Genomic DNA, 25,720 nt, shown 5'->3' with positions numbered 1-25,720 from the left:
GCGCTCACGACAGAGGAGCCGTTTCAACAAGGAGGACGCAATGAAGGTTGGTATCAACGGTTTCGGGCGCATCGGCCGCCTGGTGTTCCGCATCCTCACCGCACGCGGCGTCGACGTCGTCGCCATCAACGACCTCACCGACAACAAGACCCTCGCGACGCTGCTCAAGTACGACAGCACCGCCGGGAAGTTCGACGGCACCGTCGAGTACGACGAGTCGAGCCTCACCGTGAACGGCAAGCAGATCCAGGCGCTCGCCGAACGCGACCCCGCCAACATCAAGTGGGGCGAACTCGGCGTGGACGTCGTCATCGAGTCCACCGGCATCTTCACCAGCCGCGAGGGCGCCAGCAAGCACCTGCAGGGCGGCGCGAAAAAAGTCATCATCACCGCGCCCGCCAAAGGTGAGGACTTCAGCGTCGTGCTCGGCGTGAACGAGCAGGACTACGACCCCAAGAACCACCACATCATCAGCAACGCCAGCTGCACCACCAACAGCCTTGGCGCGCCCATGAAGCTCCTCGATGAAGCGTTCGGCATCGAGAAGGCCATCATGACCACGGTCCACAGCTACACCAACGACCAGCGCGTCCTGGACCTGCCGCACAGCGACCTGCGCCGCGCGCGCGCCGCCGCCGTGAACATCATCCCCACCAGCACCGGCGCCGCGAAGGCCGTGTCGCAGGTGTACCCGGCCCTCAAAGGCAAGTTCGACGGCACCTCGCTGCGCGTCCCCACGCCCGTCGGCAGCATCAGCGACGTCGTCGTGATCCTCGGCCGCGAAGTGACCGTCGACGAAGTCAACGCGGTGTTCAAGAACGCCGCCGAAGGCAGCCACAAGGGCATCATCGCGTACACCGAGGACCCCATCGTCCTCGCGGACATCGTCGGCGACAGCCACAGCGCCATCATCGACGGCGGCCTCACCATGGCCATGGGCAACCTCGTGAAGTTCTTCAGCTGGTACGACAACGAGTGGGGCTACAGCAACCGCATCGCGGACCTCACCCAGCTCGTGCTGGAAAAAGGCAACTGAACCCCGAAGGCCAGAACACCCTGTTCTGGCCTTCCCACCTGAACCCCCGCCTTCAGCCGTCAGCTCAGCGTGGACGCTGAACGCTGACGGCTGATCGATTCACCCAGGAGGACCCCATGCAAACCCTCGACGCCCTGAACGTGCAGGGCAAACGCGTCCTCGTGCGCGTCGACTACAACGTGCCCCTCAAGGACGGCGTCATTCAGGACGACACGCGCATCCAGGCGAGCCTCCCCACCCTGAAGCGCCTCCTCGACGGCGGCGCCAGCCTCGTCCTGATGAGCCACCTCGGCCGCCCCAAGAACGGCCCCGAAGCGAAATACAGCCTGGAGCCCGTCGCGGCGCGCCTCGAGCAGCTGCTGCAGGTCCCCGTGCACTTCGTGCACGCCCTGCCGAGCAGCGAGGAAGCCCTCAAGGAAGTCCGCGAGCTGCAGCCCGGGCAGGTGGCGCTGCTCGAGAACGTCCGCTTCGAGGCCGGCGAGGAAAAGAACGACGCGCAGCTCGTCCAGGCGCTCGCGCGCCTCGGTGACGCGTTCGTGCTCGACGCGTTCGGCAGCGCGCACCGCGCGCACGCGTCCGTGAGCGGCGTCGCGGCTGCCCTCCCGCACGCCGGCGGGCTGCTCCTGCAGGCGGAAGTCAACGCCCTGGACCGCCTGCTGAACGACCCGCAGCAGCCGTACGTCGTCATCATCGGCGGCGCGAAGGTCAGCGACAAGATCAAGGTCATCGAGAACCTCCTTCCGAAAGTGGACCGCATGCTGATCGGCGGCGGCATGGCCTTCACGTTCATCAAGGCGCGCGGCGGGCAGATCGGCAACAGCCTGCACGAAGCGGACCAGCTGGACCTCGCGCGGCGCCTGCTGGACGAGCACGGCGAACGCCTGCTCCTGCCGGTCGACGTGGTCGCCGCGGACCGCTTCGCGGAGGACGCCGCCACGCAAGTCGTCCCAGCAGACGCCATCCCGGACGGCTGGATGGGCCTCGACATCGGCCCGGACACGCAGCAGGCGTACGCGCAGGCGCTCAGCGGTGCGAAAACCGTGTTCTGGAACGGCCCGATGGGCGTGTTCGAGATGGCGGCGTTCGCGAACGGCACGAACGCCGTGGCGCGCGCCGTCGCGGACCTGCAGGGCGCGTACACCGTCGTGGGCGGCGGTGACAGCGTCTCCGCGATCAACAAGAGCGGCCTCGCGGATCAGGTGAGTCACGTCAGCACCGGCGGCGGCGCCAGCCTGGAACTCCTCGAAGGGCAGCAGCTGCCGGGCGTGGAGGCGATGCGATGAGCACGCCGCGCACGCTGCTGGCCCTGAACTGGAAGATGAACAAGACGCCCACCGAAGCGGGCGAGTGGGCCAAGGCCCTGCAGGAGGAACTGCCGCAGACCGACGCGGAGCTCGTCGTGTGCGCCCCGGCGGTCACGCTCAGCCTGGTTGCCGCGCACCTGTACGGCAGCGGCGCCGGCCTCGGTGCGCAGGACGTGTCCGCGCACGAATCCGGCGCGTACACCGGTGAGACGAGCGCCGCGATGCTCAAGGACGTCGGCGCGGCGTACGTGATTGTCGGGCACAGCGAACGCCGCACGTACCACGGCGAGACGGACGCGGTCGTGGCCGCGAAGGCGCGCAAGGCGCTGGAGCACGGCCTCACCCCTATCGTGTGCGTCGGCGAGGGCCTGGACGTCCGCGAGGCGGGTGAGCACGTGCCCTACACGCTGGCGCAGCTGCGCAGCAGCCTGGAGGGCGTGCAGCCCGGCAGCGCCGAGCAGCTGGTCATCGCGTACGAGCCAGTGTGGGCGATCGGGACGGGCCGCACCGCCACGAGCGCGGACGCTGAGGAACTGGCCGCGGCCATTCGCGGGGCGCTGCGTGAGGTGTACCCGGACTTCGCGGACGGCGTGCGCGTGCTGTACGGCGGCAGCGTGAAGCCGGACAACATCGCCGACATCTGCGCGCAGCCGAACGTGAACGGCGCGCTCGTGGGTGGCGCGGCCCTGGACCTGCGCAGCGTGCTGAGCATGGTGGAGGCATTGGCTTAAGGCGAGTGGGGGTGTATCCCCCACTCGCACCCATTTAGTGAAATTATTCACGATAAATCTGGTTCGTGAATTTTTTGCCTCCTTTAACTTTTTCCTGATGAGAAGGATGTTATACTCCCCCTCATGCCAGAATTCGCTGCAGCGCTCACCCGCGCAGGCGTCGACGCCCTCTGGGTCAGCCGACCCGAGAACGTCCGCTACGTCACCGGCTTCACCAGCCCCGAAGACGGCAAGGCCCTCCTCACCCCACAGGGCGCCGTCCTCTACACCGACGCCCGCTACACCGAACAGGCCCGCCTCGAATCGAGCGCCGAGCAGTTCATCGCCCGCCCCCCCGCCACGCTCGAACACGCCGCCGAACGCGTCCGCGGCCTGCGCGTCGGCTTCGAAGCCGACGCCCTCACCGTCGCCGCCCTCGACGACCTCCGCCGGTTCTGGCCGGACGCCACCCTCGTCCCCACCACCGGCATCCTCGAAACGCTGCGCCTCATCAAAACCCCCGACGAGATCGAACGCATCCGCCAGGCGCAACGCATCGCCGACGAGGCCTTCGCGGCCGTCCGCCCGCTGATCCGCGCCGGCGCCGTCGAACGCGACATCGAATTCGCCATCGAAGGCGAGATGCGCAAACGCGGCGCGCGCGGCTGGGCGCACGGCTTCATCGTCGCCGGTGGCGAACGCGGCGCCCTCCCCCACGGGCACGCCAGCGACCGCGTCCTCCAGGACGGCGAACTCGTCACCGTCGACATCGGCGCCGTGTACGACGGGTACGTCAGCGACATGACCCGCACCGTCCGCGTCGGCGAGGTCAGCGCAGAACTGCGCCGCATCTACCACGCCGTCCTCGAAGCCGAGGAGGCCGCCATCCGCGCCGTCCGGCCCGGCGTACGCGCCGCCGACCTCGACACGCTCGCCCGCGACATCCTCACGGGGCACGGCCTCGGCGAGGCGTTCGCGCACTCCCTCGGGCACGGCGTCGGCCTCGCCGTCCACGAAGGCCCCAGCCTGCGCGGCACCAGCGACGACGTCCTCGAACCCGGCATGGTCATCACCATCGAGCCCGGCGCGTACCTGCCCGGCCTCGGCGGCGTCCGTATCGAGGACCTCGTGCTCGTCACCGAGGACGGGTACGAGGTCCTCTCCACCAGCCCGAAGGAGCCCGTGTGAGGCTCCCCCGCGCGGCCGTACTCGCGGTCCTGCTGACCGCCGGCGCGGCCACCGCGGACAGCGTCACGGTGCAGCCCGGCGACACCCTGTGGAGCATCGCGCGGCGCGCCGGCGTGAGCGTCACGGACCTGCAGGCCTGGAATGACCTGCCGGGCGACACCATCCGCGTCGGCATGACCCTCACGGTCAACGGCGCCGCGCCCGTGCCCAGCGTCCCGGCCGCCACCGCCACGGCGCGCAGCGCCCCCACTGCCGACTGGGCCCCTGCCGGGCGCGGGCAGGCCGTGTACTACGGCGGCCGCGCGGACGCCGAAACGACCATGACGGCCGCGCACCCCACCCTGCCGTTCGGCACGTGGGTGCGGGTCACGCACGAACGCACCGGTCAGAGCGTCCTCGTGAAAATCAACGACCGCGGCCCGTTCGGGAACAGCGCCCGCGTCATCGACCTGTCCATAAGCGCCGCCCGCGCGCTCGGCATGCTGAGTGAAGGGGTCGCGCCCGTCCGCCTCGACGTGCGCCGCTAATCAAGCTCGCAGAGGGCCTCACCTCCTATGGGGGTGAGGCCCTCTGCGGTGCTCGGGGGGCTCAGGCGAGCGTGGCGCGGATGGTGTCGAGCAGCTGCGCGGGCCGGAACGGCTTCACGAGGTACGCGGCGCCCAGATCCAGGCCGCGTTGACGCTCGTCGTCGCCGCCGAGGCCCGTGAGGAACACGATGGGCGGGCAGCCCGGGCGCGCCCGCAACTGCCGGGCCGTTTCGAACCCGTCGCACGGCGTCATCACGACGTCCAGCAGAATCAGGTCGAAGTGCCGCTGCGCCGCCAGGTCCACGGCCTCCGCGCCGCTCTGCGCGGTGGACACCATGAACCCGTTCATGGTGAGCGTCAACTCCAGCAGCTCCAGAATCTGCCGCTCATCATCGACGAGGAGGAGGTGCGGGGCGCTCACGGCAGCAGACCCATCGGGTCGATCGCGCGCCCCCCGACGCGCACTTCAAAGTGCAGGTGCGGCCCGGTGCAGATGCCGCTGCAGCCCACGTACCCGAGCAGCTGCCCCTGCTCGACCGTCTGCCCGGCCCGCACGGCGGTGCGGCTCATGTGGCCGTAAATGAACGTGTCATTCCCGCTGTCCGTCCAGACGTTCAGCCCGAACGCACCGGGGCCGGCCTCGCGGACCACGCCGCCCGTCGCGGCGTAGATGGGCGTGCCGTACGGCGCGGCCAGGTCGATGCCGCCGTGGAAGAACTCCTTGTGAAACTCGATGTCCCGCTCGCCGAACATGGACGTCAGACGGAACGAACGCATCGGCCACGCGAGGCGCGTGCCGGACGCGCTGCTCGCGCTGCGCACCACCGGAGCGGCCGAGGCCACAGCAGCCGTGCGCGCGGCCAGTTGCTGCCGCTCCTGTTGCGCCGCGAGGTACTTCTCGTAGGCGGCCTGTCGCGCGTACCGCTCCTGCGCGCGCCGACGCTCCGGGCTGTTCATATACGCAAGATACTTCTCGTACTGCGCCTGACGTGCATACTTTTCGCGCAACCGTCGCTCGTGCACGGCTTCCTGGTAGGCGAGGTACTTCTCGTACTGCGCCTGAATGCGTTGCCGGCGCTCGTTTTCGACGGCGCGCGCGCGGCGCGCGAGCAGTTCGTCCATCAGGCTGTCGGCGCGCACGCCGGGCAGCAGCAGGTGATCGCCGGTGCGGAGTTCCTGGGGCGCGACAATGCTGTTGGCGCGCGCGACGGCGACCGGGTCCGCGCGGTACGCGCGGATGAGTTCCAGGGCGGTCTGCCCGGGTTTCACGCGGACGAGCAGGCCTGTCTCGCGGGTGGGGATGAGCAGGGTGTCGCCCACGACGAGGTCGTCGAGGCTCTGCGTGTCGAGGTTGGCGCTGACCAGGTCGGTGGTGGTCAGGTCGAACCGGCGGGCGACGCGGGCGAGCGTGTCACCGGCGCGGACGGTGTACGTGACGACGCCGGGCGGCAGGCGCGTGTCGGCGTCCACGGACACCTTGAACTTCACGACGGTGCCGGCGGTCAGGGGCGCGTCGGGGTTCACGCCGAGGCTGGCGGGGTCCACGCCGTACTCCTCGGCAATGTCGCGCGGGCGATCGCCGCGCTCGCTGATGGCGTACACGTACCCGCTGGTCGGGGTGGTCTGCAGGCGCTGCATGGTCAGCGGCAGGGCTGCCTGGCCGAGGTCCGGCGGGGACAGCAGCGGCACGGCGGGCGCGTGCGCGATCAAGCTCAGCGTGAACAGGGCGAACAGACGACGAAAAGGCTTGGGCACTGATCCTCCGGGGCGCAGCATAAAGCGAAGCCCAGTGAGAAGTCTAGGCCAGATGAAGACCTGGCGCCTTGACAAATGCACGCGCTCACCGGTGAGCGCGTGCATTTGTCAGGTCGGTCGGCACCTGCGCCTGGCAGGCGCCGACCCAGGGGGGTTCAGCGGCCCGTGAGGGTGGACAGGAACTCCATGTTGTTCGCGGTCTTGCCCATGCGCGTGAGCAGCATGTCCATCGCGTCGGCGGGGTCCATGTCGCTGATGACCTTGCGCAGCAGCCACATCTTCTGCATGACGTTCCCGTCGAGCAGCAGGTCCTCACGGCGCGTGCCGCTCTTCAGGATGTCCATGGCGGGGAAGATGCGGCGCTCTTCCAGGCGGCGCGACAGGATCAGTTCCATGTTGCCCGTGCCCTTGAACTCCTCGAAGATGACGTCGTCCATGCGGGACCCGGTTTCCACGAGGGCGGTCGCGAGGATCGTGAGGCTCCCGCCGCCGCGGATGTTGCGGGCCGCGCCGAGGAAGCGTTTGGGCCAGTGCAGCGCGTTGCTGTCCAGACCGCCCGACAAGGTCCGCCCGGTGGGGGGCGTCACGAGGTTGTTCGCGCGGGCGAGGCGCGTGATGCTGTCCAGCAGGATGACGACGTCGCCGCCCTCCTCCACGATGCGCCGCGCGCGCTCATGCACGAATTCCGCGACGCGCACGTGGTTCGCGGGCGGCTCGTCGAAGGTGCTGGCGATGACCTGCGCGCCCTGCACGCTCTCGCGGAAGTCCGTGACTTCCTCCGGGCGCTCGTCCACCAGCAGCACCATCACGGTGATGTTCGGGTAGTTCTTGACGATGCTGTTCGCGACCTTTTTGAGCAGCGTCGTCTTCCCGGCCTTTGGCGGCGCGACGATCAACCCACGCTGGCCCTTCCCGATGGGCACGAGGAGGTCCACGACGCGCAGGCTCAGCCCGTCGTCCATGGTGGGGTCCTCGAGGACCAGCTGGTCGTCCGGGAAGGTCGGTGTGAGGTCGTCGAAGCGCGGGCGGCGCGACGCCGTGATCGGGTCCATGCCGTTCACGGCCTCCACGCGGGTGAGCGTGCCGTACCGCTCGTTCTCGCGCGGCTTGCGGGCGCGGCCGATGACCTCGTCGCCGGTGCGCAGGTGGTACTGCTTGATGATGCCGGCCGTCACGAGGACGCTGCGGCTCTCGGCGTCCAGCAGGTCGCGCTGCAGGAAGCCGTACCCGTCGGGGCTGATGTCGAGGTACCCGCGCGCGAGCACCTGCCCTTCCCGGTCCGCCTGCCGCTCCAGGATGGTGAGCGAGAGAGCGTCCTTCTTGAGCTTGCGGTAGTTCTCGATGCCGAGGTTCGCGGCAATCAGGTGCAGTTCCGGCAGGATTTTCGCCTGCAGCTCGTGGAACGGCAGAACCTCGGCGTCAAGGTGGGGTTCGGTCACTTCGCGTCGCTCCCCTTGGTGCTTTCAGCCACCTTGGCGCGCGTCGCCCAGTCCTTCATGAAGCCTTCGAGGCCCGCGTCGGTGAGGGGGTGCTTGATCATCTGCTTGAAGACCTTGTACGGGATGGTGGCGACGTCCGCACCGGCGAGGGCGGACTGCACGACGTGTTGCGGGTGACGGACGCTCGCGGCGAGCACCTGCGTCTGGATGTCGCCCATCACGTACGCCTCCTTGATCTGACGGATCAGCTCGATGCCGTCCCAGCCGATGTCGTCGACGCGGCCGGCGAAGGGGCTGATGTACGTGGCGCCGGCGCGCGCGGCGAGCAGCGCCTGCGGCACGTTGAAGCACAGCGTGACGTTCGTCTTGATGCCCTCGCTCGTGAGGACCTTGCAGGCCTGCAGGCCTGCGGGTGTGAGGGGGAGCTTCACGATGACGTGCTCGCTCCACGTGGCGACCTCACGGCCCTCATTGATCATGCCTTCGGCGTCCAGCGCAGTCACTTCCGCGCTGGTCGGCCCCTGCACCAGCTGCGCGATCTCCTGCACGACTTCCTTGAAGTCGCGGCCCGACGCGACCACCAGGCTGGGGTTGGTGGTGACGCCCGCCAGGACGCCCCACGCGTGAATCTCGCGGATTTCGTCGACGACAGCGGTATCAATGAAGAATTTCATGTATACGATTGTACGGGAATATGCGTCTCGCGGACGTGATGTGTGTCCTGACAAGCGCCGCCGGAGCCTTCAGCGTCCCCTCAGAACCCCGCGTGGCGCTGAGCGCGCCGTACAGTGAGGCATGACCATCACGAACGAACGGGAACTTCAGGGCATGCGCCGCGCCGGGCAGGTCGTCGCCGACACGCTGCGCGCGCTGCGTGAAGCGCTGGAGCCCGGCGTGACCCCCGCCGAACTCGACGCGCTCGCCGGCCAGGTGTTCGCCCGGCACGGCGCGCAGTCCGCGCCGCGCCTCACGTACGACGCGCCCGTCAATGTATTCATCAGCGTGAACGACGACGCGGTGCACGGCCTGCCGACCACGCGGCCCCTGCAGGCCGGGGACGTCGTGAGCTTCGACGTGACGCCCAGCGTCGACGGCTTCATCGCGGACGCAGCCGTGACGGTCGCGGTGCCGCCCGCATCGCCGGTGGCGCTCCAGTTGATCGCGTGCGCGGAAGCGGCGTTCGACGCAGCCATGCGCGTGGCCCGCGCGGGCCAGCCGGTGAACGCCATCGGGCGCGCAGTGGACACAGAGGTGCGGCGGCGCGGCTTCACGGTCCTGCGGGAACTCACCGGGCACGGCGTGGGCCGCGCGCTGCACGAGCAGCCGGACGTGCCGAACTTCCCGCATCCCGGTGCGCGCTCGCGCCTGCACGAGGGCCTCGTCCTGGCGGTCGAGCCGATCATCTCCAGCGGGCGGGCGTGGCGCACCGCGACGCGCCGGGACGGCTGGACCATTTGCACGCGCGACGGCGGCCTCGCCGCGCACCACGAGCACACTGTCATGATCACGCGCGGACGCCCGGTGATCCTGACCGCCTGACCCGCACGCGGGTGCGCCCGGTGGCCGACCTTGACCCCCCACGCGCGCACCCCTACCATGAGGGCGCTCCCCCGGCGGAGCGACAATCCGCAACGCGACCGTGAGGCCAGTACGCGAGGACATGCGACCACGAGCGAGTCAGGGACGGTGAGAGCCTGACGGAACCGCGCCGCGCCGAACATCCCCTCCCGCGCAGAGGCAAGAACCGTCCACCCGGGCGCAGTAGACGCCTCCGGCCCCTCCCCGACAGCGAGGCGAACAAGGCCAGCGCGTGCTGGCGAAGTTGGGTGGTACCACGCTTGAAACCCCGAGCGTCCCGGCATTGAGCGCCGGGACGCTTTTTTTTGTTGCCTCAGGAGGCCACATGACCCTGTTCACACCCGTCAACTCCCAGCCGCGCTTCAAGGACCTCGAAGCGGACATCCAGAACCTCTGGCAGACGCAGCGCGTGTTCGAACGCACGCAGGAACGCCGCGAAGGCCAGCCGGAATTCGTGTTCTACGAAGGCCCGCCCACCGCGAACGGCAAGCCCGCCCTGCACCACGTCCTCGCGCGCAGCTTCAAGGACCTCTTCCCGCGCTACAAGGTCATGCAGGGCTACCACGTCACCCGCAAGGGCGGCTGGGACACCCACGGCCTCCCCGTGGAAATCAGCGTCGAGAAGAAGCTCGGGCTGCAGGGCCGCAACCACGGCGCGAGCCGCGAGGAACTCGAGGAGTTCAACCGTTTGTGCCGCACCAGCGTGTGGGAAACCATTCAGGACTGGAACACCTTCACGCAGCGCCTCGGGTACTGGGTGGACCTGCAGGACGCGTACATCACGTACGAGAACGACTACATCGAGACCGTGTGGAACCTCCTGAAGCGCCTGCACGCCAAGGGCCTCGTCGTGCAGGACTACAAGGTGGTGCCGCTCAGCCCGCGCATCAGTACGACGCTCTCCCGCGCGGAACTCGGCGAGGTGGACAGCTACCGCGAGGTGGACGACCCCAGCGTGTACGTCCGCTTCCCGGTGATCTGGAGCAGCTTGCCCGAACGGGCCCTCGCGGTCCTCGGCGGCCTGAACGAGGAGGACCGCGCGTCCCTGGCGCTCGTCGTGTGGACGACGACGCCGTGGACGCTCCCCAGCAATACCCTCGCAGCCGTGAACGCGGACCTCACGTACGTCGCCGCGCGCAGCCCCATGGGCACGGTCATCATCGCGGAGGACGCCGTGGAGCGCCTCAGCAGCCTGCTCAAGGACACGCCGCCCCTCGAAGTCCTCGCGACCTTCAAGGGCGCGGACCTCGAATGGGTGGAGTACGAGCCACCCTTCCCGGAGGTCGCCGTGGAACTCGGCGCTGTCCAAGCCCTGCATGAACGCGGCGACGACGGGCGGCCCGTCATGCACTTCGTGACGCTCGCGGAGTTCGTGAGTGCCGCGGACGGCTCCGGCGTCGCGCACGAAGCGCCCGCATACGGCGCGGAGGACCTGGAACTCGCCCGCAAGTACGGCGTGCCGCTGATGTTCGGCGTGGACGACCACGGCGTCCTGCAGGTCACGACCGAACGCGGGAAGTTCTTCAAGGACGCCGACAAGGGCCTGATCGCGGACCTCAAGGAGCGCGGCCTGATGTACCGCAGCGGCACCCTGCGCCACCGCTACCCGTTCCACGACCGCACCGGCGACCCGATCCTGTACTTCGCGAAGAAGAGCTGGTACATCCGCACGAACGCCATGGCGGAACGCATGGTCGAGGAGAACCAGAAGATCAACTGGGTGCCGGCGAACATCAAGAACGGCCGCTTCGGCAACTGGCTGGAAGGCAACGTGGACTGGGCGATCAGCCGCGAACGCTACTGGGGCACGCCCCTCCCCTTCTGGGTCAGCGAGGACGGCGACCTGATCGTCGTGGGCAGCGTGCAGGAACTGAGCGCCCTGACGGGCCGTGACCTCACGGACCTCGACCTGCACCGCCCGTACATCGACGACATCACCTTCGAGCAGGACGGCAAGGTGTACCGCCGCGTGCCGGAAGTGCTGGATGTGTGGTTCGACTCGGGCAGCATGCCGTACGCGCAGTGGCACCTGCTCACCGACGAGACGGGCGCGCGCGCCCTGCCCGGCGCGGAGGCGAACAAGGCGCAGTTCGAGCGGCACTACCCGGCGGACTTCATCAGCGAGGCCATCGACCAGACGCGCGGGTGGTTCTACAGCCTGCACGCGATCAGCACCATGCTGTACGGCCAGCCGGCGTACCGAAACGTCATCTGCCTCGGGCACATCGTGGACGAGAAGGGCGCCAAGATGAGCAAGAGCAAGGGCAACGTGATCGAGCCCATCCCGATGTTCGACAAGTACGGCGCGGACTCGGTGCGCTGGTACATGTTCACGGCGAGCGACCCCGGCGACCAGAAACGCTTCAGTGAGCGTCTCGTCGCGGAAGCGCAGCGTAATTACGTGAACACGCTGTGGAACGTGTACGCGTTCTTCGTGCTGTACGCGAACCTGGACCGCCCGAACCTCGCGGACGCGCCCGCCGTGGCGGATCGCCCGGAAATCGACCGCTGGCTGCTCGCGCGGCTGGAGGAAACGGTGCGGGACGTGACGAGCGCGCTCGACGCGTACGACGCGCGCGGCGGCGGGCGCGCGCTGGAGCGTTTCGTGAGCGACCTGAGCAACTGGTACGTGCGCCGCAACCGCAGCCGCTTCTGGGGCGCGGGCGGCAGTGTGGACACCAGCGCGTACGCGACGCTGCACGAAGCGCTGCTGGTCGTGTCGCAGCTGACCGCGCCGTTCACGCCGTTCCTCGCGGACGCGCTGTACGGGAACCTCGTGGCGGCCCTGCCCGGGGAGCACCCGGCGAGCGTGCACCTGACGCGCTGGCCGCAGGTGCGCCCGGAGCGCCTGAACGCGCAGCTCACCGCGGAAATGGCGGCGGTCCTGAAAGTCGTGGACCTCGGGCGCGCTGTCCGCGGGCAGCACAACCTGAAGACCCGCCAGCCGCTCGCGGGCGTCACGGTCCGCGCGAGCACCGCAGAGCTGACGGCCGCCCTCGCGCGCTTCGAGACGCAGATCAAGGAGGAGTTGAATGTCAAGAGCGTGAATCTCCTCGACCAGTACACGGACCTCGTGCAGTACAGCCTGCGCCCGAACCTGCCGGTGATCGGGAAGGTGTACGGGAAGGACCTGCCGAAGGTCCGCGCGGCGCTTGCGGGAGCGGACGCGGCGCTGGTGGCGCGCGCGGTGCGTGACGGGCAGCCGTTCACCGTCGAGGCGGACGGCGCGTTGTTCGAGCTGACGGGCGATCAGGTGCTGGTGGACGCCTCCGCGCCGGAAGGGCTCGCGGCGGCTGAGGACGGCGGCTTCCTGGTGGCGTTCGATACGCAGCTGACGCGCGAGCTGGTGCTGGAGGGTCTCGCGCGCGACGTGGTCCGTGGCGTGCAGGAGGCCCGGAAGGCGGCGGGGTTCGAGGTGCAGGACCGCATTCGCGTCGCGTTCGACCTGAGCGGAGATGCGCGCGAGGCGGCGGAGGCGTGGCAGGCGTACATCGCGGAGGAGACGCTGGCGGAGGCCGTGTCGTTCGAGGCTGGCGATGGGTTCGAGGCGACGGTGGAGGGTGGCCGGGTCTTCCTGACGCGCGTCTGAGGGTGGGCGGGGGTCTTCCCCGCCTTTCCTTCAAGAATTTAAGTGAATAGTTTCACGATAAATCGGGCTCGTGAAATTTTGCGTCAATCGAGTAGATTTCCTGCTGAGCCACAGGCTCTCTTCGCCCTGAGCGCGTTGCCCTCACGCTGCACTGCGAGCCTGGGGACGGGGACAAAGACTCTAACCCGGCCAGAACAGCAGTCGTTACCTCCCGTCGACCGAATGCCTACTGGGGTTGCTGTACGCCGGGCAAGGAGCAGAGACGACCTTTGAAAATCGTTTGTTACCACCGGAGTACGCACAAGACGAGGTTGGTCTCGCTACGCTCGGCATATGGCCTGGAACCCTGACCAGTACCACCGCTTCCGCGACGCCCGCGACGCGCCCGCCCGCGACCTCCTTCAGCTGCTCCCCGAGGCGCCGTACCGCGCCATCATCGATCTGGGCTGCGGCACCGGCGATCACACCGCCACCCTCGCCCAGCAACACCCGGACGCGCAGGTCACCGGCCTCGACAGCAGCGCCGAAATGCTCGAACGCGCCCGGACGCACCACCAGCCCAACCTCCACTTCACCCTCGGTGCGATTCAGGCCCTGCACGGCACCTACGACCTGATCTTCTCGAACGCGGCCCTTCAGTGGCTTCCGGACCACGCTGCACTCCTCGCGGGTCTCTGGACGCACCTTCGGCCGGGCGGGACGCTCGCCGTGCAGGTCCCCAGCAACCACAGCCACGACAGCCACCGCCTCCTGGGCGAAACCGCCGACGACTTCCGCGAGGCCCTGGGCGGTTTCACGCGCTTCGGCCCGGTTCAGGGTGCGTCCCCGGTCCTCACGCCTGCACGCTACGCGGAGCTGCTCGACACGCTGGGCGCCGCGAACGTCACCGCGCTGGAGAAGGTGTACCCGGTCGTGCTGCCCGGCGCGGAAGGCGTGCTCGACTGGGTGCGCGGCACCGCCCTCGTCCCGTACCTCTCGCGGCTGGACGAAGCGACCGGCGCGGCGTTCCTCGAGGCGTACCGCGCTCGGCTGCGGGCCCGCTGGCCCGGCGACCGGGTGTACTACGCCTTCACGCGGGTGCTGTTCGTGGCGCAGAAGCCTGCTTGAGCATCTGGCTGCGGCGCCGTGGGCAAGGGTGCCACGGCCAGGTGCTGTTTGCGCTGTGTCATCCCCATATGGAGCGCGCCGCCGGCCCGTCTTAGTTGATAATTTTGGTCGTTTAATGCGCTACACTCCGCCTATGAGATTGCTCCTCCCCCTCACCCTCCTCCTCACCCTGGGCGCCGCGAACGCGCAGAGCGCCACCACGCTGCGCCTCGGCGTGTTCCCGAACGTCACGCACGCCGCCGGCCTCGTCGGCATCAAACAGGGCCTGTTCCAGAAACAGCTCGGCAACGTGAAACTGCAGGTCAAGGAATTCGCCAACGGCAGCCAGGTGAACGAAGCGTTCGCCGCCGGCGCGATCGACGCCGCGTACGTCGGCCCGGGCCCCGTCATGAACGCCTTCATGCGCGGCGTGCCCATCCAGGTCATCAGCGGCGCCGCGAGCGCCGGCGCGGTCCTCGTCGGCCGCGGCGACCTGAAACTCCGCGGCGTCACCGCCCTCGCCGGCCGCAAGGTCGCCGTGCCTACGCGCGGCAGCACGCAGGACATCAGCCTCCGTCACCTGCTGCACGTGAACGGCCTCAAGGCCAGCGACGAGGGCGGGAACGTCACCATTGTGCCCATCGACCCGGCGAACATGCCCGCGGCGTTCGCGAGCAAACAGGTAGACGCCGCGCTCGTGCAGGAACCCTGGGGGGCCGTGCTCGAAGCGCAGGGCGCGAAACTTCTCGTGAACGAAAAAGGCATCTGGAACGGCGGCGACTACACCACCACCGTCCTCGTCGTGAACACCCAGTACGCCAAGAAGAACCCGGAAGCCGTGAAGGATCTGCTGCGCGGACACCTCGCGGCCATCAACTTCATTCGCGGCAGCAACGCCGGCGCGCAGAAGGCCATCAGCGACCAGATCTACGCGTTCACCGGGCAGCGCCCGGACCGCGACACGCTCTTCAAGGGTCTGGCGCGCACCAAAATCACCTGGGACATCAACCTCAAGACGCTCGGGGAGTACGCGCAGCTCAACAAGGAAGCGGGCTTCGCGCGGGACGTCCCGGACCTCGCCCGGTTCGTGGACCTCGACCTCGTCCGCAGCCTCGCGAAGTAACGCGCTCGCTGGACGCCCGCCCTCCGCGTGGGGCGGGCGCTACACTGCACGCATGACTGGACCGAAACGTTACGGGGTGCGCGCCGCCCGCCCCAAACAGAGTGGCGACGCGCCCGCCGGGGACACCCGGGGCGGCGCGAGCGGAGCGAAGAAGGCCCCGCCGAAGAAGCAGGGTGCGCCGCGCGGCGCGGCCCCGGGCGTCAAGCTCGACGCGCCGCCCGTTGGAGCGGTGTTCCGGGACCGCGACCGTGAGAAGCTCACGTTCCCCGACAGCGCCCTGAAGCGCGTCGCCGCGAAGATCCTCACGGAGCACAACAAGGCGTGGCGGTACCGGCCGTTCACGTTCCCGCTGTTCACGCCGGGCGGCAGTGAGCAGGCGTTCCACTTCGATTTCTACATCTACGACAACATGGACACGGTCGTGCGCCTGATTCTGGTCGTGCCGCGCGAGTCACGTGAAGTGTGGGACCGCGTCGGGCGGTTCAAGCGGCAGTACCCGATGTACACGTACGAGTTGTGGACCACCGAGAAGCTCGCGCAGCTGCAGAAGCCGCGCGCGCGCCTGGGGTTCTGACGCCCGCCTCCGCGCGGGGCGGCGACTGAAGGAGGGGTCGCCCTGCGGCACCCGGGCTGAAGCTCGGGTGCTGCGTTTTCCGCGCTTCGTCGGCCTGGAAACGATGCCATCCCGTAACGGGACGTTAAGTTCATCTTCAGGACCGGCACGCGACAGCTGTGAGAGCATTCTGAAGGAGCGCAGCGACCCCCAACGCCGCGCGAAACCCGCCGCCCAGCCCAACTGGGCGGCTGCGCCTCACGGCGCTCCGACGGAGAGCCCATGAACGTACGACACGGACAACCCTACCCGCTCGGCGCCACGTTTGATGGCGAGGGCGTCAACTTCGCGCTGTTCAGCGAGAACGCGCGCAATGTCGAGCTGTGCCTGTTCGACGACCAGAACAACGAAACCCGCATTCCCGTCCGCGAGAACACCGCGTTCGTCTGGCACGTCTACGTGCCCGGCCTGCAGCCCGGCCAGCGCTACGGGTACCGCGTGCACGGCGAGTACGCGCCCGAACGGGGCCTGCGCTTCAACCCGAACGTGGTCCTGATGGATCCGTACGCCAAGGCCCTCGACGGCACGGAACGCTTCGACCAGGGCGTGTTCGCGTACGTGATGGGCGAAGACGACCTCGTGATGCAGACCGAGGAGCAGCGCGGCGCGCCGCTCGGCATCGTCATCGACCCGCACAGCTTCGACTGGGAAGGCGACCACCAGCCGAACTGTTCGTTCCACCAGTCCGTCATCTACGAGGCGCACGTGAAGGGCCTGACGATGCTCCACCCGGACGTGCCCGAGGACCTGCGCGGCACGTACGCGGGTGTCGCCACCGAACCCGTCCTCACGTACCTCAAGGACCTCGGCATCACCGCCATCGAGTTCATGCCCGTGCACCAGCACGTCGACGACCCGTTCCTGCTCGACAAGGGCCTCAGCAACTACTGGGGGTACTCAACGCTGAACTTCTTCGCGCCGGACGTCCGCTACAGCGCGTACGAGAAGCGCGGCGAACGCGGCGGCGCCGTCCGCGAATTCCAGGAGATGGTCAAGGCCCTGCACCGCGCGGGCATCGAGGTGATCCTCGACGTGGTGTACAACCACACTGCCGAAGGCAACCACATGGGCCCGACCCTCAGCTACAAAGGCATTGACAACCCCACGTACTACCGCCTCGTGGACGGCGACGAACGCCACTACTTCGATTACACCGGCACCGGCAACAGCCTGAACGTCCGGCACCCGCAGACGCTGCAGCTCATCATGGACTCCCTGCGGTACTGGGTGCAGGTCATGCACGTGGACGGCTTCCGCTTCGACCTCGCCAGCACCCTCGCGCGCGGCCTGCACGAAGTGGATCAGCTGAGCAGCTTCTTCACGATCATTCACCAGGACCCCATCATCAGCCAGGTGAAACTCATCGCGGAACCGTGGGACGTCGGCGAGGGCGGCTATCAGGTCGGGAACTTCCCGGTGAAGTGGGCCGAGTGGAACGGCATCTACCGCGACGCCATGCGCGCCTTCTGGAAGGGCGAGGGCGGCCTCGCCTCGGAAATCGGGTACCGCCTGACCGGCAGCAGCGACCTGTACCAGAGTGACGGTCGCAAGCCGTACGCCAGCATCAACTTCATCACGGCGCACGACGGGTTCACGCTGCGCGACACCGTCAGCTACAACGACAAGCACAACGAAGCGAACGGCGAGAACAACCAGGACGGCCACAACGACAACCAGTCGTGGAACTGCGGCGTCGAGGGCGAAACGGACGACGCCGAGGTGAACGCCCTGCGCGCGCGCCAGCAACGCAACTTCCTCGCAACGCTGTTCCTGTCGCAGGGAACGCCCATGATGCTCGGCGGGGACGAGTTCGGGCGCTCGCAACGCGGCAACAACAACGCGTACTGCCAGGACAACGAGATCAGCTGGTTCCACTGGGATCAGGTGGACGAGGCGCTGCTGCGCTACACCCGCAAACTCATCGGGCTGCGCCGCGAGCACCCGGCGCTGCACCGCCGCAAGTTCTTCAGTGGGCGGCCCATCCGCGGCAGCGAGGAGCGCGACATCATGTGGCTGCGGCACGACGGCCAGGACATGACGGACGAGGACTGGCAGAACCCGAACACGCAGAGCCTCGGCATGTTCCTCGGCGGGCGCGGCCTGAACGACACGACAGCCGACGGGAAGCCCATCCTCGACGATGACCTGCTGATCCTGCTGAACGCCAGCCACGTGGACCTGCCGTTCGTGCTGCCGGAATTCGGGTCGGGTGGCCCGTGGACGCTGCTGCTCGACACCGCCGACGACGACGCGGGCGGCGACCAGCCCGTCGGCGAGGCCACGACCCTCGCGGGCCGCAGCATGAAGCTGTTCCGCCGCGCGTCCGCCTGAGCGGCCCGCCCCCCGGGTCCTGCCGGCGTTCGGGCCGCGCGGGGCCCGGGGGGCTTCAGCGTCCGCCCAGCGAAGGTAAACGTTCCTGAAGGGCGCGCACACGCCCGCGTGCTGCAGCCTCGTAGTGTGAAAAGCCAACGCCCCGAACGGGGCGCCCCAACCATTGATCCTGCTGGAGGGCCCTGCCATGACTGACACCCAATCCGCCTCCTCTGCCGCCAAGCCTGGGCTCGCCCCGCAGCTCGGCGCGCACCTCGTGCCCGGCGGCACCCGCTTCCGCGCGTGGGTGACGACCACGGACGACGTCGCCGTCCGCGTGAACGGCGACACGCACCGCATGGCGCCCGTCGGTGACGACGTGTATGAAGTGGCCCTGCCGGTCGGCGCGGGCGCGCGGTACAGCTTCGTGCTGAACGGTCAGGTCACGCCCGACCCGTACGCGCGCTTCATGCCGGACGGCGTCCACGCTGACGCGGAAGTCATCGACCCGGCGTTCACGTGGCAGCACGCGGACTTCCCGGGCGTGAGCGCCGAAGCGTGCGTCCTGTACGAACTGCATGTGGGCACCTTCACCCCCGAGGGAACGTACCGCGCGGCCATGGCGAAACTCCCGTACCTGCGGGACCTGGGCGTCACCGCCATCGAACTGATGCCGCTCGCGGCGTTCCCGGGCGAACGCGGCTGGGGGTACGACGGCGTGATGCTGTACGCGCCGTTCGCGCCGTACGGCCGCCCTGAGGACCTCAAGGCGTTCATTGACGCGGCGCACGGGCATGGCCTCGCGGTCCTCAACGACGTCGTGTACAACCACTTCGGGCCGGACGGGAACTACCTGCACGCGTACAGCGACCGGTACTTCACCGACCGTTTCCACACGCCGTGGGGACAGGGCCTCGACTACCGCGAGCCGCACATGCGCCGCCTGATTCTCGACAACGCCCGCATGTGGTTGCAGGAGTACCGCTTCGACGGCCTGCGCCTTGACGCCACGCACGAGATTCACGACGACAGCCCCACGCACCTCCTGCGCGAACTCGCGCGTGAGGTGCGCGCCATGCGCGGCCAGCACCTGCTGTTCGCGGAGGACCCCCGTAACCTTCCCGCGCTCGTCACCGAGGATGAACTGACGGGCGTGTGGGCGGACGATTTCCACCACACCGTCCGCGTGACCCTTACCGGGGAGCACGAAGGGTACTACGCGCCGTACGCGGGGGGCGCGGCCGCGATCGCGCACGTCATCAACCGCGGGTGGTCGTTCGAGGGGCAGCCGTGGCCGCTCAACGACGAGCCGCGCGGCGCGCCGGCGGACGCGCTCGGCGCGCCCAGCTTCGTGTACACCCTGCAGAACCACGACCAGATCGGGAACCGCCCCACCGGGGACCGCCTGCACCACCGTGAGGACGTGACGCCCGCGCAGTACCGCGCCGCGAGCCTGCTGCTGCTTACGCTCCCCATGACGCCGCTGCTGTTCCAGGGGCAGGAATGGGCGGCCAGCACACCGTTCCAGTACTTCACGGACCACCACGGCGAACTGGGCGCGCTCGTGAGCGAGGGGCGCCGCAGGGAATTCCAGCATTTCGAGGGCTTCGCCGGCGGGGACGTCCCGGACCCGCAGGCCGCCGCGACCTTCCTGAACAGCACACTCAACTGGGCGGAACTGGACGAGGGGGAGCATGCGCGCACGCGCGCGCTGTACCGCGCGGCGCTGGGGTTGCGCCGCAGTGACCCGGTCCTGCGCAGCCCCAGCCGCGACACGCTCCACGCGCGCGCGGACGGCGACGTGCTGATCGTGCGCCGCGCGGATGAGCACGGCACGCGCGTGCTCGTGTGGAACCTCGGTGGCGGCCCCGTGGACGCCCGCACGCACGCGGACGGCGGCGAGATCCGCCTGCACAGCGAGGCGCGCGACGACTCGACCCTGCAGCCCGGCGAGGCGGCCCTGCTGGCGGTGAGCGCGTGACTGCCCCCGCCGAGCAGGCCGCGCGCATCCCGCGCGCCACGTACCGCCTGCAGCTCCACGCAGGCTTCAACTTCGACGCGGCCCGCAGGGCCCTCCCGTACCTGGAGCGCCTCGGCGTGTCCGACGTGTACCTCTCCCCCATCTGGCAGGCCGCGCCGGGCAGCACGCACGGGTACAACGTCACCGACCACGCGCGCGTGTCCGACGAGCTGGGCGGCGAACGCGCCTTCACGCGCCTCGCGCGGGACGCCCGCGCGCGCGGCCTGGGGGTGCTCGTGGACTTCGTTCCGAACCACATGGGCGTGGAGGGCGGCGCGAACCCGTACTGGGAGGACGTGCTGGAGCACGGGCAGGCGTCGCGGTACGCGCACTTCTTCGACATCGACTGGAACCCGCTGCGGCGCGGCCTGCAGAACCGCGTGCTGCTGCCCACCCTCGGGGACCAGTACGGGCGCGTGTTGGAACGCAACGAACTGCAGGTCACGCGCACGGGCGGCCGCCTGTTCCTGGCCTACTGGGAGCGGAAGCTCCCGCTGAGTCCGCGCACGCTCGCGCCGCTGCTCACGCGCGCCGGGGCACTGCTGACGCTCGGCGCGGACGACCCGTCCCGCCTGGAACTCGCGTCCGTGGCGTTGCAGGCCGCGCACCTGCCGGGCGCCACGGACGCCCTCGCGCGCGAGGACCGCGTCATGCGGGCGCAGGAGGCGCTCGTCATGCGCCGCCGCCTGGAGGGCCTCACGGAAGCCGCCCCCGAGGTGGGGCGCGCGCTGGACGCCGCCATCACGGAACTGAACGCCGACCCCGTGAAGCTCGACGCGCTCATCAGCGAGCAGAATTACCGCCTCGCGTACTGGCGCGTCGCCGCGGAGGAAATCAACTACCGGCGGTTTTTCGACATCAACGACCTCGCAGCGCTCCGCATGGAGGACCCGGACGTGTTCGACTGGGCGCACAGCGCGCTGCTGCGCCTGCTGGGGGACGGCCTGATCACAGGCGTGCGCCTGGACCACACGGACGGCCTGTACGACCCGCGCGGGTACTTCGAGGCGTTGCAGGACCGCGCCCGCGCGGCCCTCGGCGCGGCCGAAGCGGACGACAAGCCGCTGTACGTCGTTGCGGAGAAGATCCTGGAGCCGGGCGAGGCGCTCCCCGCCTCGTGGGCGATTCACGGGACGACCGGGTACGACTTCCTCGCGCAGCTGAACGGCGTGTTCGTGAACGAGCGGGCCGAACGGGACTTCACGCGCGCGTTCCGGTGGTTCACCGGCGCGGAGGCGTCGTACGGGGAGACCTTACACAGCACGAAGCACCTCATTCAGCGCGTGAGCCTGTCGTCGGAAGTGAACGTCCTCGCGGAGCACCTCCTGCGCATCGCGGAAGCGGACCTTCGCTCGCGTGACTTCACGCTCAGCAGCCTGCGCGACGCGATCCGCGAGGTGATCGCCGCGTTCCCCGTGTACCGCAGCTACGTCCGCGAGGACGGCTCACGCGAGCCCGGCGACGACGCGCACATCCGCGCGGCCGTGCGCGACGCGCGCCGCCTGAACCGCGACCTCGACCCCACGGTCCTGCAATACCTGGAGGACGTGCTGCTGCTGCGCGCGCCGGACGAGGCGCACCGCGCGGCGTACGCGGGGTTCGCGCTGCGCTTCCAGCAGCTCACCGGCCCCGTCACCGCGAAGGGTGCGGAGGACACGGCGTTCTACCGGTACGTGCGCCTCGTGGCGCTCAACGAGGTGGGCGGCGATCCGGCGCTGTTCGGCACGTCGCTGAACGCGTTCCACAAGGAGACGCGCGGGCGGGCGGACGCGTGGCCGCACGCGATGCTCGCCACCAGCACGCACGACACGAAGCGCGGCGAGGACACCCGCGCGCGGCTCACGGCGCTCACGGAAATGCCGCAGGTGTGGGCGGACGCCATCGAGACGCTCAGCGACGTCGGCGAGGAGTACGCCCGCGACCTGGGCGGCGTGCGCGCCCCCAGCCGCGCCGACGAGTACGCCTTCTACCAGAACGCGCTCGGCGCGTGGACCGGCGTGACCGACGAGGCGTTCGTGGGCCGCATGGTCGACTACATGCTCAAGGCCGCGCGCGAAGCGAAGGTGCACACCAGCTGGGCGCAGCAGGACGAGGCGTACGAGGGCGCCCTCACGGACTTCGTGCGGGGCCTGCTCGCGGACGAACGCGCCGTCGGCGTCCTGCGGGACCTGCATGAACGCACGCGCGTGGCGGGCGCCAGCAACGGCCTCGCCGCGACCCTGGTGCGCCTCACCGCGCCGGGCGTGCCCGACACGTACCAGGGCAGTGAAGGCTGGAACCTGTCCCTGGTGGACCCCGACAACCGCCGCCCCGTGCCGTATCCCGCGCTCGGGCGGACCCTGACGCGCATTGAACGGGAGGCCGCGCGCAACGCCCTGAAGCTCGCGCAGACGCTGTTGAGGGACTTCATGACCGGCGACGTGAAACTGCTGGTCACGTGGGCAGCCCTGCAGGCGCGGCGCGCGCATCCGGAGCTGTTCATGCACGGCACGTACACGCCGATCACGGCGGGCCGCCACGTCCTCGCGTTCGCGCGGACGCACGGCGCGCAGGTGGCCGTGACGGTCACGCCGCGCCTCACGGCCCTCCTCACGCGCGATCCGCACGCCTGGGCGGTTGGTGCGGCGTGGGGGAGCCGCACGCTTCCCCTGCCGAGCGCGGGGGTGTACGTGAACGTCCTCACGGGTGAACGGCACCGCGCGCGTGGCCGCGAGCCGCGCCTGCCGCTCGCGGCCCTCCTGCGGACCTTCCCGCTCGCCCTGCTGATCCGGCAGGACACCTAACCTTACGCGCGGGGCCTCGCACCAGCAGGGCCCCGTGCACCTGACCATGCCCGCACGGTTGCCTAAACGCCACGTGACGGCCCGGCGGGAACCCCGCCCATCTTCACCGCGTACTCTGGGAGTGATGAACCAGTATCCCCCCTCTACCCTGTCCGCCCGTTCGGAAAGTGTTGTTCGGTCGTTCATCGGTCGCACCTACTCGTGGATGACCGCCGGCCTCGCGCTCACGGCTGCCATCGCGTACTTCGTGGGCCGCAACCCGGACCTGATGGTCAGCATTGGCCGCAGCGGCTTCCTGCTGCCGCTCGTGCAACTCGGCATCGTCATGTTCCTGAGCTTCCTCGCGCCGCGCGTGTCCGCGACCGTGGCCGGCCTGCTGTTCATGGCGTACAGCGCCGTCACCGGCCTGACGTTCGGGGTGATCTTCCAGTTCTACACCGCGAGCGACGTCACCGCCGCGTTCCTCACGACCGCCGGGACGTTCGGCGCGATGAGCGCGTTCGGGTTCCTGACGCGCCGCAACCTCGCCCCGATGGGCACGTTCCTGATGTTCGCGCTGATCGGCCTGATCATCGCGTCCATCGTGAATATCTTCATCGGCGGCAGCACCCTGAACCTGATCATCAGCGCCGTCGGCGTGCTGCTGTTCGCGGGCCTCACCGCATACGACACGCAGATGCTGCGCAACATGGCCCTCCAGGGCTTCGGCGACGCGCACACGCAGGAGAAGGGCGCCATCTACGGCGCGCTGACCCTGTACCTGAACTTCATCAATATGTTCCTGTTCATCCTGCGCCTGTTTAGCAGCCGCGACTGAGCGCCGCACACGTCAGGAAGGCCGCCCGGTGGGCGGCCTTCCTTCTTTGACGGCCGGGGCGGGGTGCACCGGCGTGAGCTGGTGGCTGACCGCCCGCAGGACCGACCTGGGCCGCCTCCACGGCGCGGGCGTATTGCCCGCGCGCCCCCCTCGCTCAGTTGAGTTTCAGCCAGTACCAGTCATGCTTGCCGATGGCGATCGGGTACGGCGCGTCCGTGATGGGCGGGAAGGACGCACCGCCCGTGAGCGTCACGGGCGTGCGCCCGCAGCAGAGCGCGCCCAGGTGCAGGTGTGCCGCCTGCGCGTTCGCGGCGAAGTTCGCGACGACCAGCAGGTGCTGCCCGTCCTCCTCGCGCAGGTACGCGAGCACCGCCGGGTTGTCCGTGTCGATGAACGTGAGCGTGCCCGTCGCGAACGCGGGGTTCTGGCGGCGCAGGTCCAGCAGGCGCCGCGTGAACGTCAGCAGGCTGCCAGGGTCGTGATCCGCGCTTTCCACGTTCACGCGCTGGAAGCCGTACACGGGGTCCTGGATGATTGGGAAGAACAGGTCCTGCGGGTCGGCGGTGCTGAATCCGCCGTTCGGACCGGCATTCCACTGCATGGGCGTGCGGACGCCGTTGCGGTCCGCGAGGCCCAGGTCGTCGCCCATGCCGAGCTCGTCGCCGTAGTACAGGATGGGGCTGCCGGGCAGGCTGAGCAGCACGGCGTTCAGGAGCTCCAGGCGGCGGCGGTCGTTGTCGAGAAGCGGCGCGAGGCGGCGGCGGATGCCGACGTTGATTTTCATGCGGGGGTCCGGGGCGTACGCGGCGTACATGAACGCGCGTTCGTCCTCGGTGACCATTTCGAGGGTCAGTTCGTCGTGGTTGCGCAGGAACGTCGCCCACTGCCCGAAGCTCGGAATCTGCGGGAGGCGACCCATGATCTCGCGGATGCTGCTGGTGTCCTCGCGCTTGAGGCTCATGTACAGCCGCGGCATCACGGGGAAGTTGAAGCACATGTGGAACTCGGGTTCCTCCTCGGTCCCGAAGTACTCCACGACGTCTTCCGGCCACTGGTTCGCTTCGGCGAGCAGCAGCCGCCCGGGGTATTCGGCGTCCACGAGCGCGCGGAGTTCCTTGAGGATGCCGTGCGTTTCCGGGAGGTTCTCGCAGTTGGTGCCTTCACGCTCGATGAGGTACGGGACGGCATCCACGCGGAATCCGTCGAGGCCGAGGTCCAGCCAGAACCGCATGGCGTTCTTCAGTTCCTCCTTAACGGGCGGGTGGTCGAAGTTCAGGTCCGGCTGACTGCTGAAAAAGCGGTGCCAGTAGTACCGTCCGGCCTGCTCGTCGTACGTCCAGTTGCTCGTCTCGGTGTCCGTGAAGATGATGCGCGCGCCCGCGTACTCGGTGCCGGTATCGCTCCACACGTAGTAGTCGTGGTACGGGTTGGGTTGCCCGTCGACGGTTTTGCCTTTGCGGGCTTCCTGGAACCAGGGGTGGTCGCTGCTGGTGTGGTTCGTGACGAGGTCCCCAATGACGCGCAGGCCGCGCGCGTGCGCTTCGCGGAGGAACACCCGGAAGTCCTCGAGGGTGCCGAGGTCCGGGTGGACGTCGGTGTAGTGCGCGACGTCATACCCGTCGTCCCGCAGGGGGCTCGGGTAGAACGGAAGGAGCCACAGGCAGTCCACGCCGAGGGACTTCAGGTAGTCGAGTTTGCTGGTCAGGCCAGGGAAATCGCCTTTGCCGTCGCCGTTGCCATCGCGGAACGTGCGGACGCTGAGTTCGTAGAAGACGGCGCGCTTGTACCAGTCGGGGTGGATCATGGCGCGAGTGTACACCGCGCGTCTGGAAGCGTTTACGG

The 25,720-nt window shown here is 68.9% G+C and carries 19 protein-coding genes; 14 read left to right on the top strand and 5 right to left on the bottom strand.

What is annotated here, in order from left to right; genetic code table 11:
- The first annotated feature begins 40 nt into the window (after positions 1 to 40).
- The 5 genes from gap to DEIMA_RS09165 all read left to right on the top strand — a co-directional run bounded on the left by gap (position 41) and on the right by DEIMA_RS09165 (position 4,765).
- Entirely contained in the window at positions 41 to 1,036 is a 996-nt protein-coding gene (gap, locus tag DEIMA_RS09185) for a type I glyceraldehyde-3-phosphate dehydrogenase (RefSeq protein WP_013556973.1), read from the top strand.
- Positions 1,037 to 1,152: 116 nt separating this feature from the next.
- Positions 1,153 to 2,319, top strand: a complete 1,167-nt coding sequence (locus tag DEIMA_RS09180; RefSeq protein WP_013556972.1) for a phosphoglycerate kinase — start codon at positions 1,153 to 1,155, stop codon at positions 2,317 to 2,319.
- Entirely contained in the window at positions 2,316 to 3,071 is a 756-nt protein-coding gene (gene tpiA, locus DEIMA_RS09175) for a triose-phosphate isomerase (RefSeq protein ID WP_013556971.1), read from the top strand. The genes DEIMA_RS09180 and tpiA overlap by 4 nt, the downstream gene beginning before the upstream one ends.
- Before the next feature lie 123 nt (positions 3,072 to 3,194).
- Positions 3,195 to 4,238, top strand: coding sequence for a M24 family metallopeptidase (locus DEIMA_RS09170; protein ID WP_013556970.1), 1,044 nt, complete (start codon positions 3,195 to 3,197; stop codon positions 4,236 to 4,238).
- Positions 4,235 to 4,765, top strand: a complete 531-nt coding sequence (locus tag DEIMA_RS09165; protein ID WP_013556969.1) for a septal ring lytic transglycosylase RlpA family protein — start codon at positions 4,235 to 4,237, stop codon at positions 4,763 to 4,765. Before DEIMA_RS09170 ends, DEIMA_RS09165 begins: the two co-directional genes overlap by 4 nt.
- Before the next feature lie 61 nt (positions 4,766 to 4,826).
- Here the strand turns inward: DEIMA_RS09165 and DEIMA_RS09160 are convergent, their stop codons facing one another.
- The 4 genes from DEIMA_RS09160 to fsa form a co-directional block, all read right to left on the bottom strand.
- Positions 4,827 to 5,186, bottom strand: a complete 360-nt coding sequence (locus DEIMA_RS09160; RefSeq protein WP_013556968.1) for a response regulator transcription factor — start codon at positions 5,184 to 5,186, stop codon at positions 4,827 to 4,829.
- Complete coding sequence (locus tag DEIMA_RS09155) at positions 5,183 to 6,520, bottom strand: peptidoglycan DD-metalloendopeptidase family protein (protein WP_013556967.1); 1,338 nt, start codon at positions 6,518 to 6,520, stop codon at positions 5,183 to 5,185. The genes DEIMA_RS09160 and DEIMA_RS09155 overlap by 4 nt, the downstream gene beginning before the upstream one ends.
- Positions 6,521 to 6,675: 155 nt before the next feature.
- A complete protein-coding gene (gene rho, locus DEIMA_RS09150; protein WP_013556966.1) occupies positions 6,676 to 7,959 on the bottom strand; it encodes a transcription termination factor Rho in 1,284 nt (427 codons plus the stop codon).
- Positions 7,956 to 8,633, bottom strand: a complete 678-nt coding sequence (gene fsa, locus DEIMA_RS09145) for a fructose-6-phosphate aldolase (protein ID WP_013556965.1) — start codon at positions 8,631 to 8,633, stop codon at positions 7,956 to 7,958. Before fsa ends, rho begins: the two co-directional genes overlap by 4 nt.
- Positions 8,634 to 8,754: 121 nt before the next feature.
- Here fsa and map point away from each other — a divergent pair, with 121 nt between their 5' ends.
- From map to DEIMA_RS09100, 9 genes are all read left to right on the top strand, one after another.
- A complete protein-coding gene (map, locus tag DEIMA_RS09140) occupies positions 8,755 to 9,498 on the top strand; it encodes a type I methionyl aminopeptidase (RefSeq protein WP_013556964.1) in 744 nt (247 codons plus the stop codon).
- 364 nt (positions 9,499 to 9,862) lie between these two features.
- Positions 9,863 to 13,126, top strand: coding sequence for an isoleucine--tRNA ligase (gene ileS, locus DEIMA_RS09135; RefSeq protein ID WP_013556963.1), 3,264 nt, complete (start codon positions 9,863 to 9,865; stop codon positions 13,124 to 13,126).
- Positions 13,127 to 13,459: 333 nt separating this feature from the next.
- On the top strand, positions 13,460 to 14,233 hold the full coding sequence (locus tag DEIMA_RS09130; protein WP_013556962.1) for a methyltransferase domain-containing protein: 774 nt from the start codon (positions 13,460 to 13,462) through the stop codon (positions 14,231 to 14,233).
- Between the two features lie 133 nt (positions 14,234 to 14,366).
- Positions 14,367 to 15,335 (top strand): ABC transporter substrate-binding protein, encoded by a 969-nt coding sequence (locus DEIMA_RS09125; RefSeq protein WP_169311935.1) that lies wholly within the window; start codon positions 14,367 to 14,369, stop codon positions 15,333 to 15,335.
- Positions 15,336 to 15,387: 52 nt separating this feature from the next.
- The gene (locus DEIMA_RS09120; RefSeq protein WP_013556960.1) at positions 15,388 to 15,909 is read left to right on the top strand and encodes a hypothetical protein; all 522 of its coding nucleotides are present in this window, start codon (positions 15,388 to 15,390) and stop codon (positions 15,907 to 15,909) included.
- Between the two features lie 261 nt (positions 15,910 to 16,170).
- Positions 16,171 to 18,279, top strand: coding sequence for a glycogen debranching protein GlgX (gene glgX / locus DEIMA_RS09115; RefSeq protein ID WP_013556959.1), 2,109 nt, complete (start codon positions 16,171 to 16,173; stop codon positions 18,277 to 18,279).
- 187 nt (positions 18,280 to 18,466) lie between these two features.
- On the top strand, positions 18,467 to 20,239 hold the full coding sequence (gene treZ / locus DEIMA_RS09110; RefSeq protein ID WP_013556958.1) for a malto-oligosyltrehalose trehalohydrolase: 1,773 nt from the start codon (positions 18,467 to 18,469) through the stop codon (positions 20,237 to 20,239).
- A complete protein-coding gene (gene treY, locus DEIMA_RS09105; protein WP_013556957.1) occupies positions 20,236 to 23,061 on the top strand; it encodes a malto-oligosyltrehalose synthase in 2,826 nt (941 codons plus the stop codon). Before treZ ends, treY begins: the two co-directional genes overlap by 4 nt.
- A gap of 124 nt (positions 23,062 to 23,185) precedes the next feature.
- The gene (locus DEIMA_RS09100; RefSeq protein ID WP_013556956.1) at positions 23,186 to 23,878 is read left to right on the top strand and encodes a Bax inhibitor-1/YccA family protein; all 693 of its coding nucleotides are present in this window, start codon (positions 23,186 to 23,188) and stop codon (positions 23,876 to 23,878) included.
- A 154-nt stretch (positions 23,879 to 24,032) separates the two neighbouring features.
- Here DEIMA_RS09100 and treS read toward each other — a convergent pair whose 3' ends face one another.
- Positions 24,033 to 25,682 (bottom strand): maltose alpha-D-glucosyltransferase, encoded by a 1,650-nt coding sequence (gene treS / locus DEIMA_RS09095; protein WP_013556955.1) that lies wholly within the window; start codon positions 25,680 to 25,682, stop codon positions 24,033 to 24,035.
- Between the last annotated feature and the right edge of the window lie 38 nt (positions 25,683 to 25,720).

The sequence above is a fragment of the Deinococcus maricopensis DSM 21211 genome, assembly GCF_000186385.1.
Lineage (GTDB): Bacteria > Deinococcota > Deinococci > Deinococcales > Deinococcaceae > Deinococcus_B > Deinococcus_B maricopensis.
Note: the sequence above shows the minus strand (reverse complement) of the source record. Positions and strands in the feature narration are given on the sequence as shown.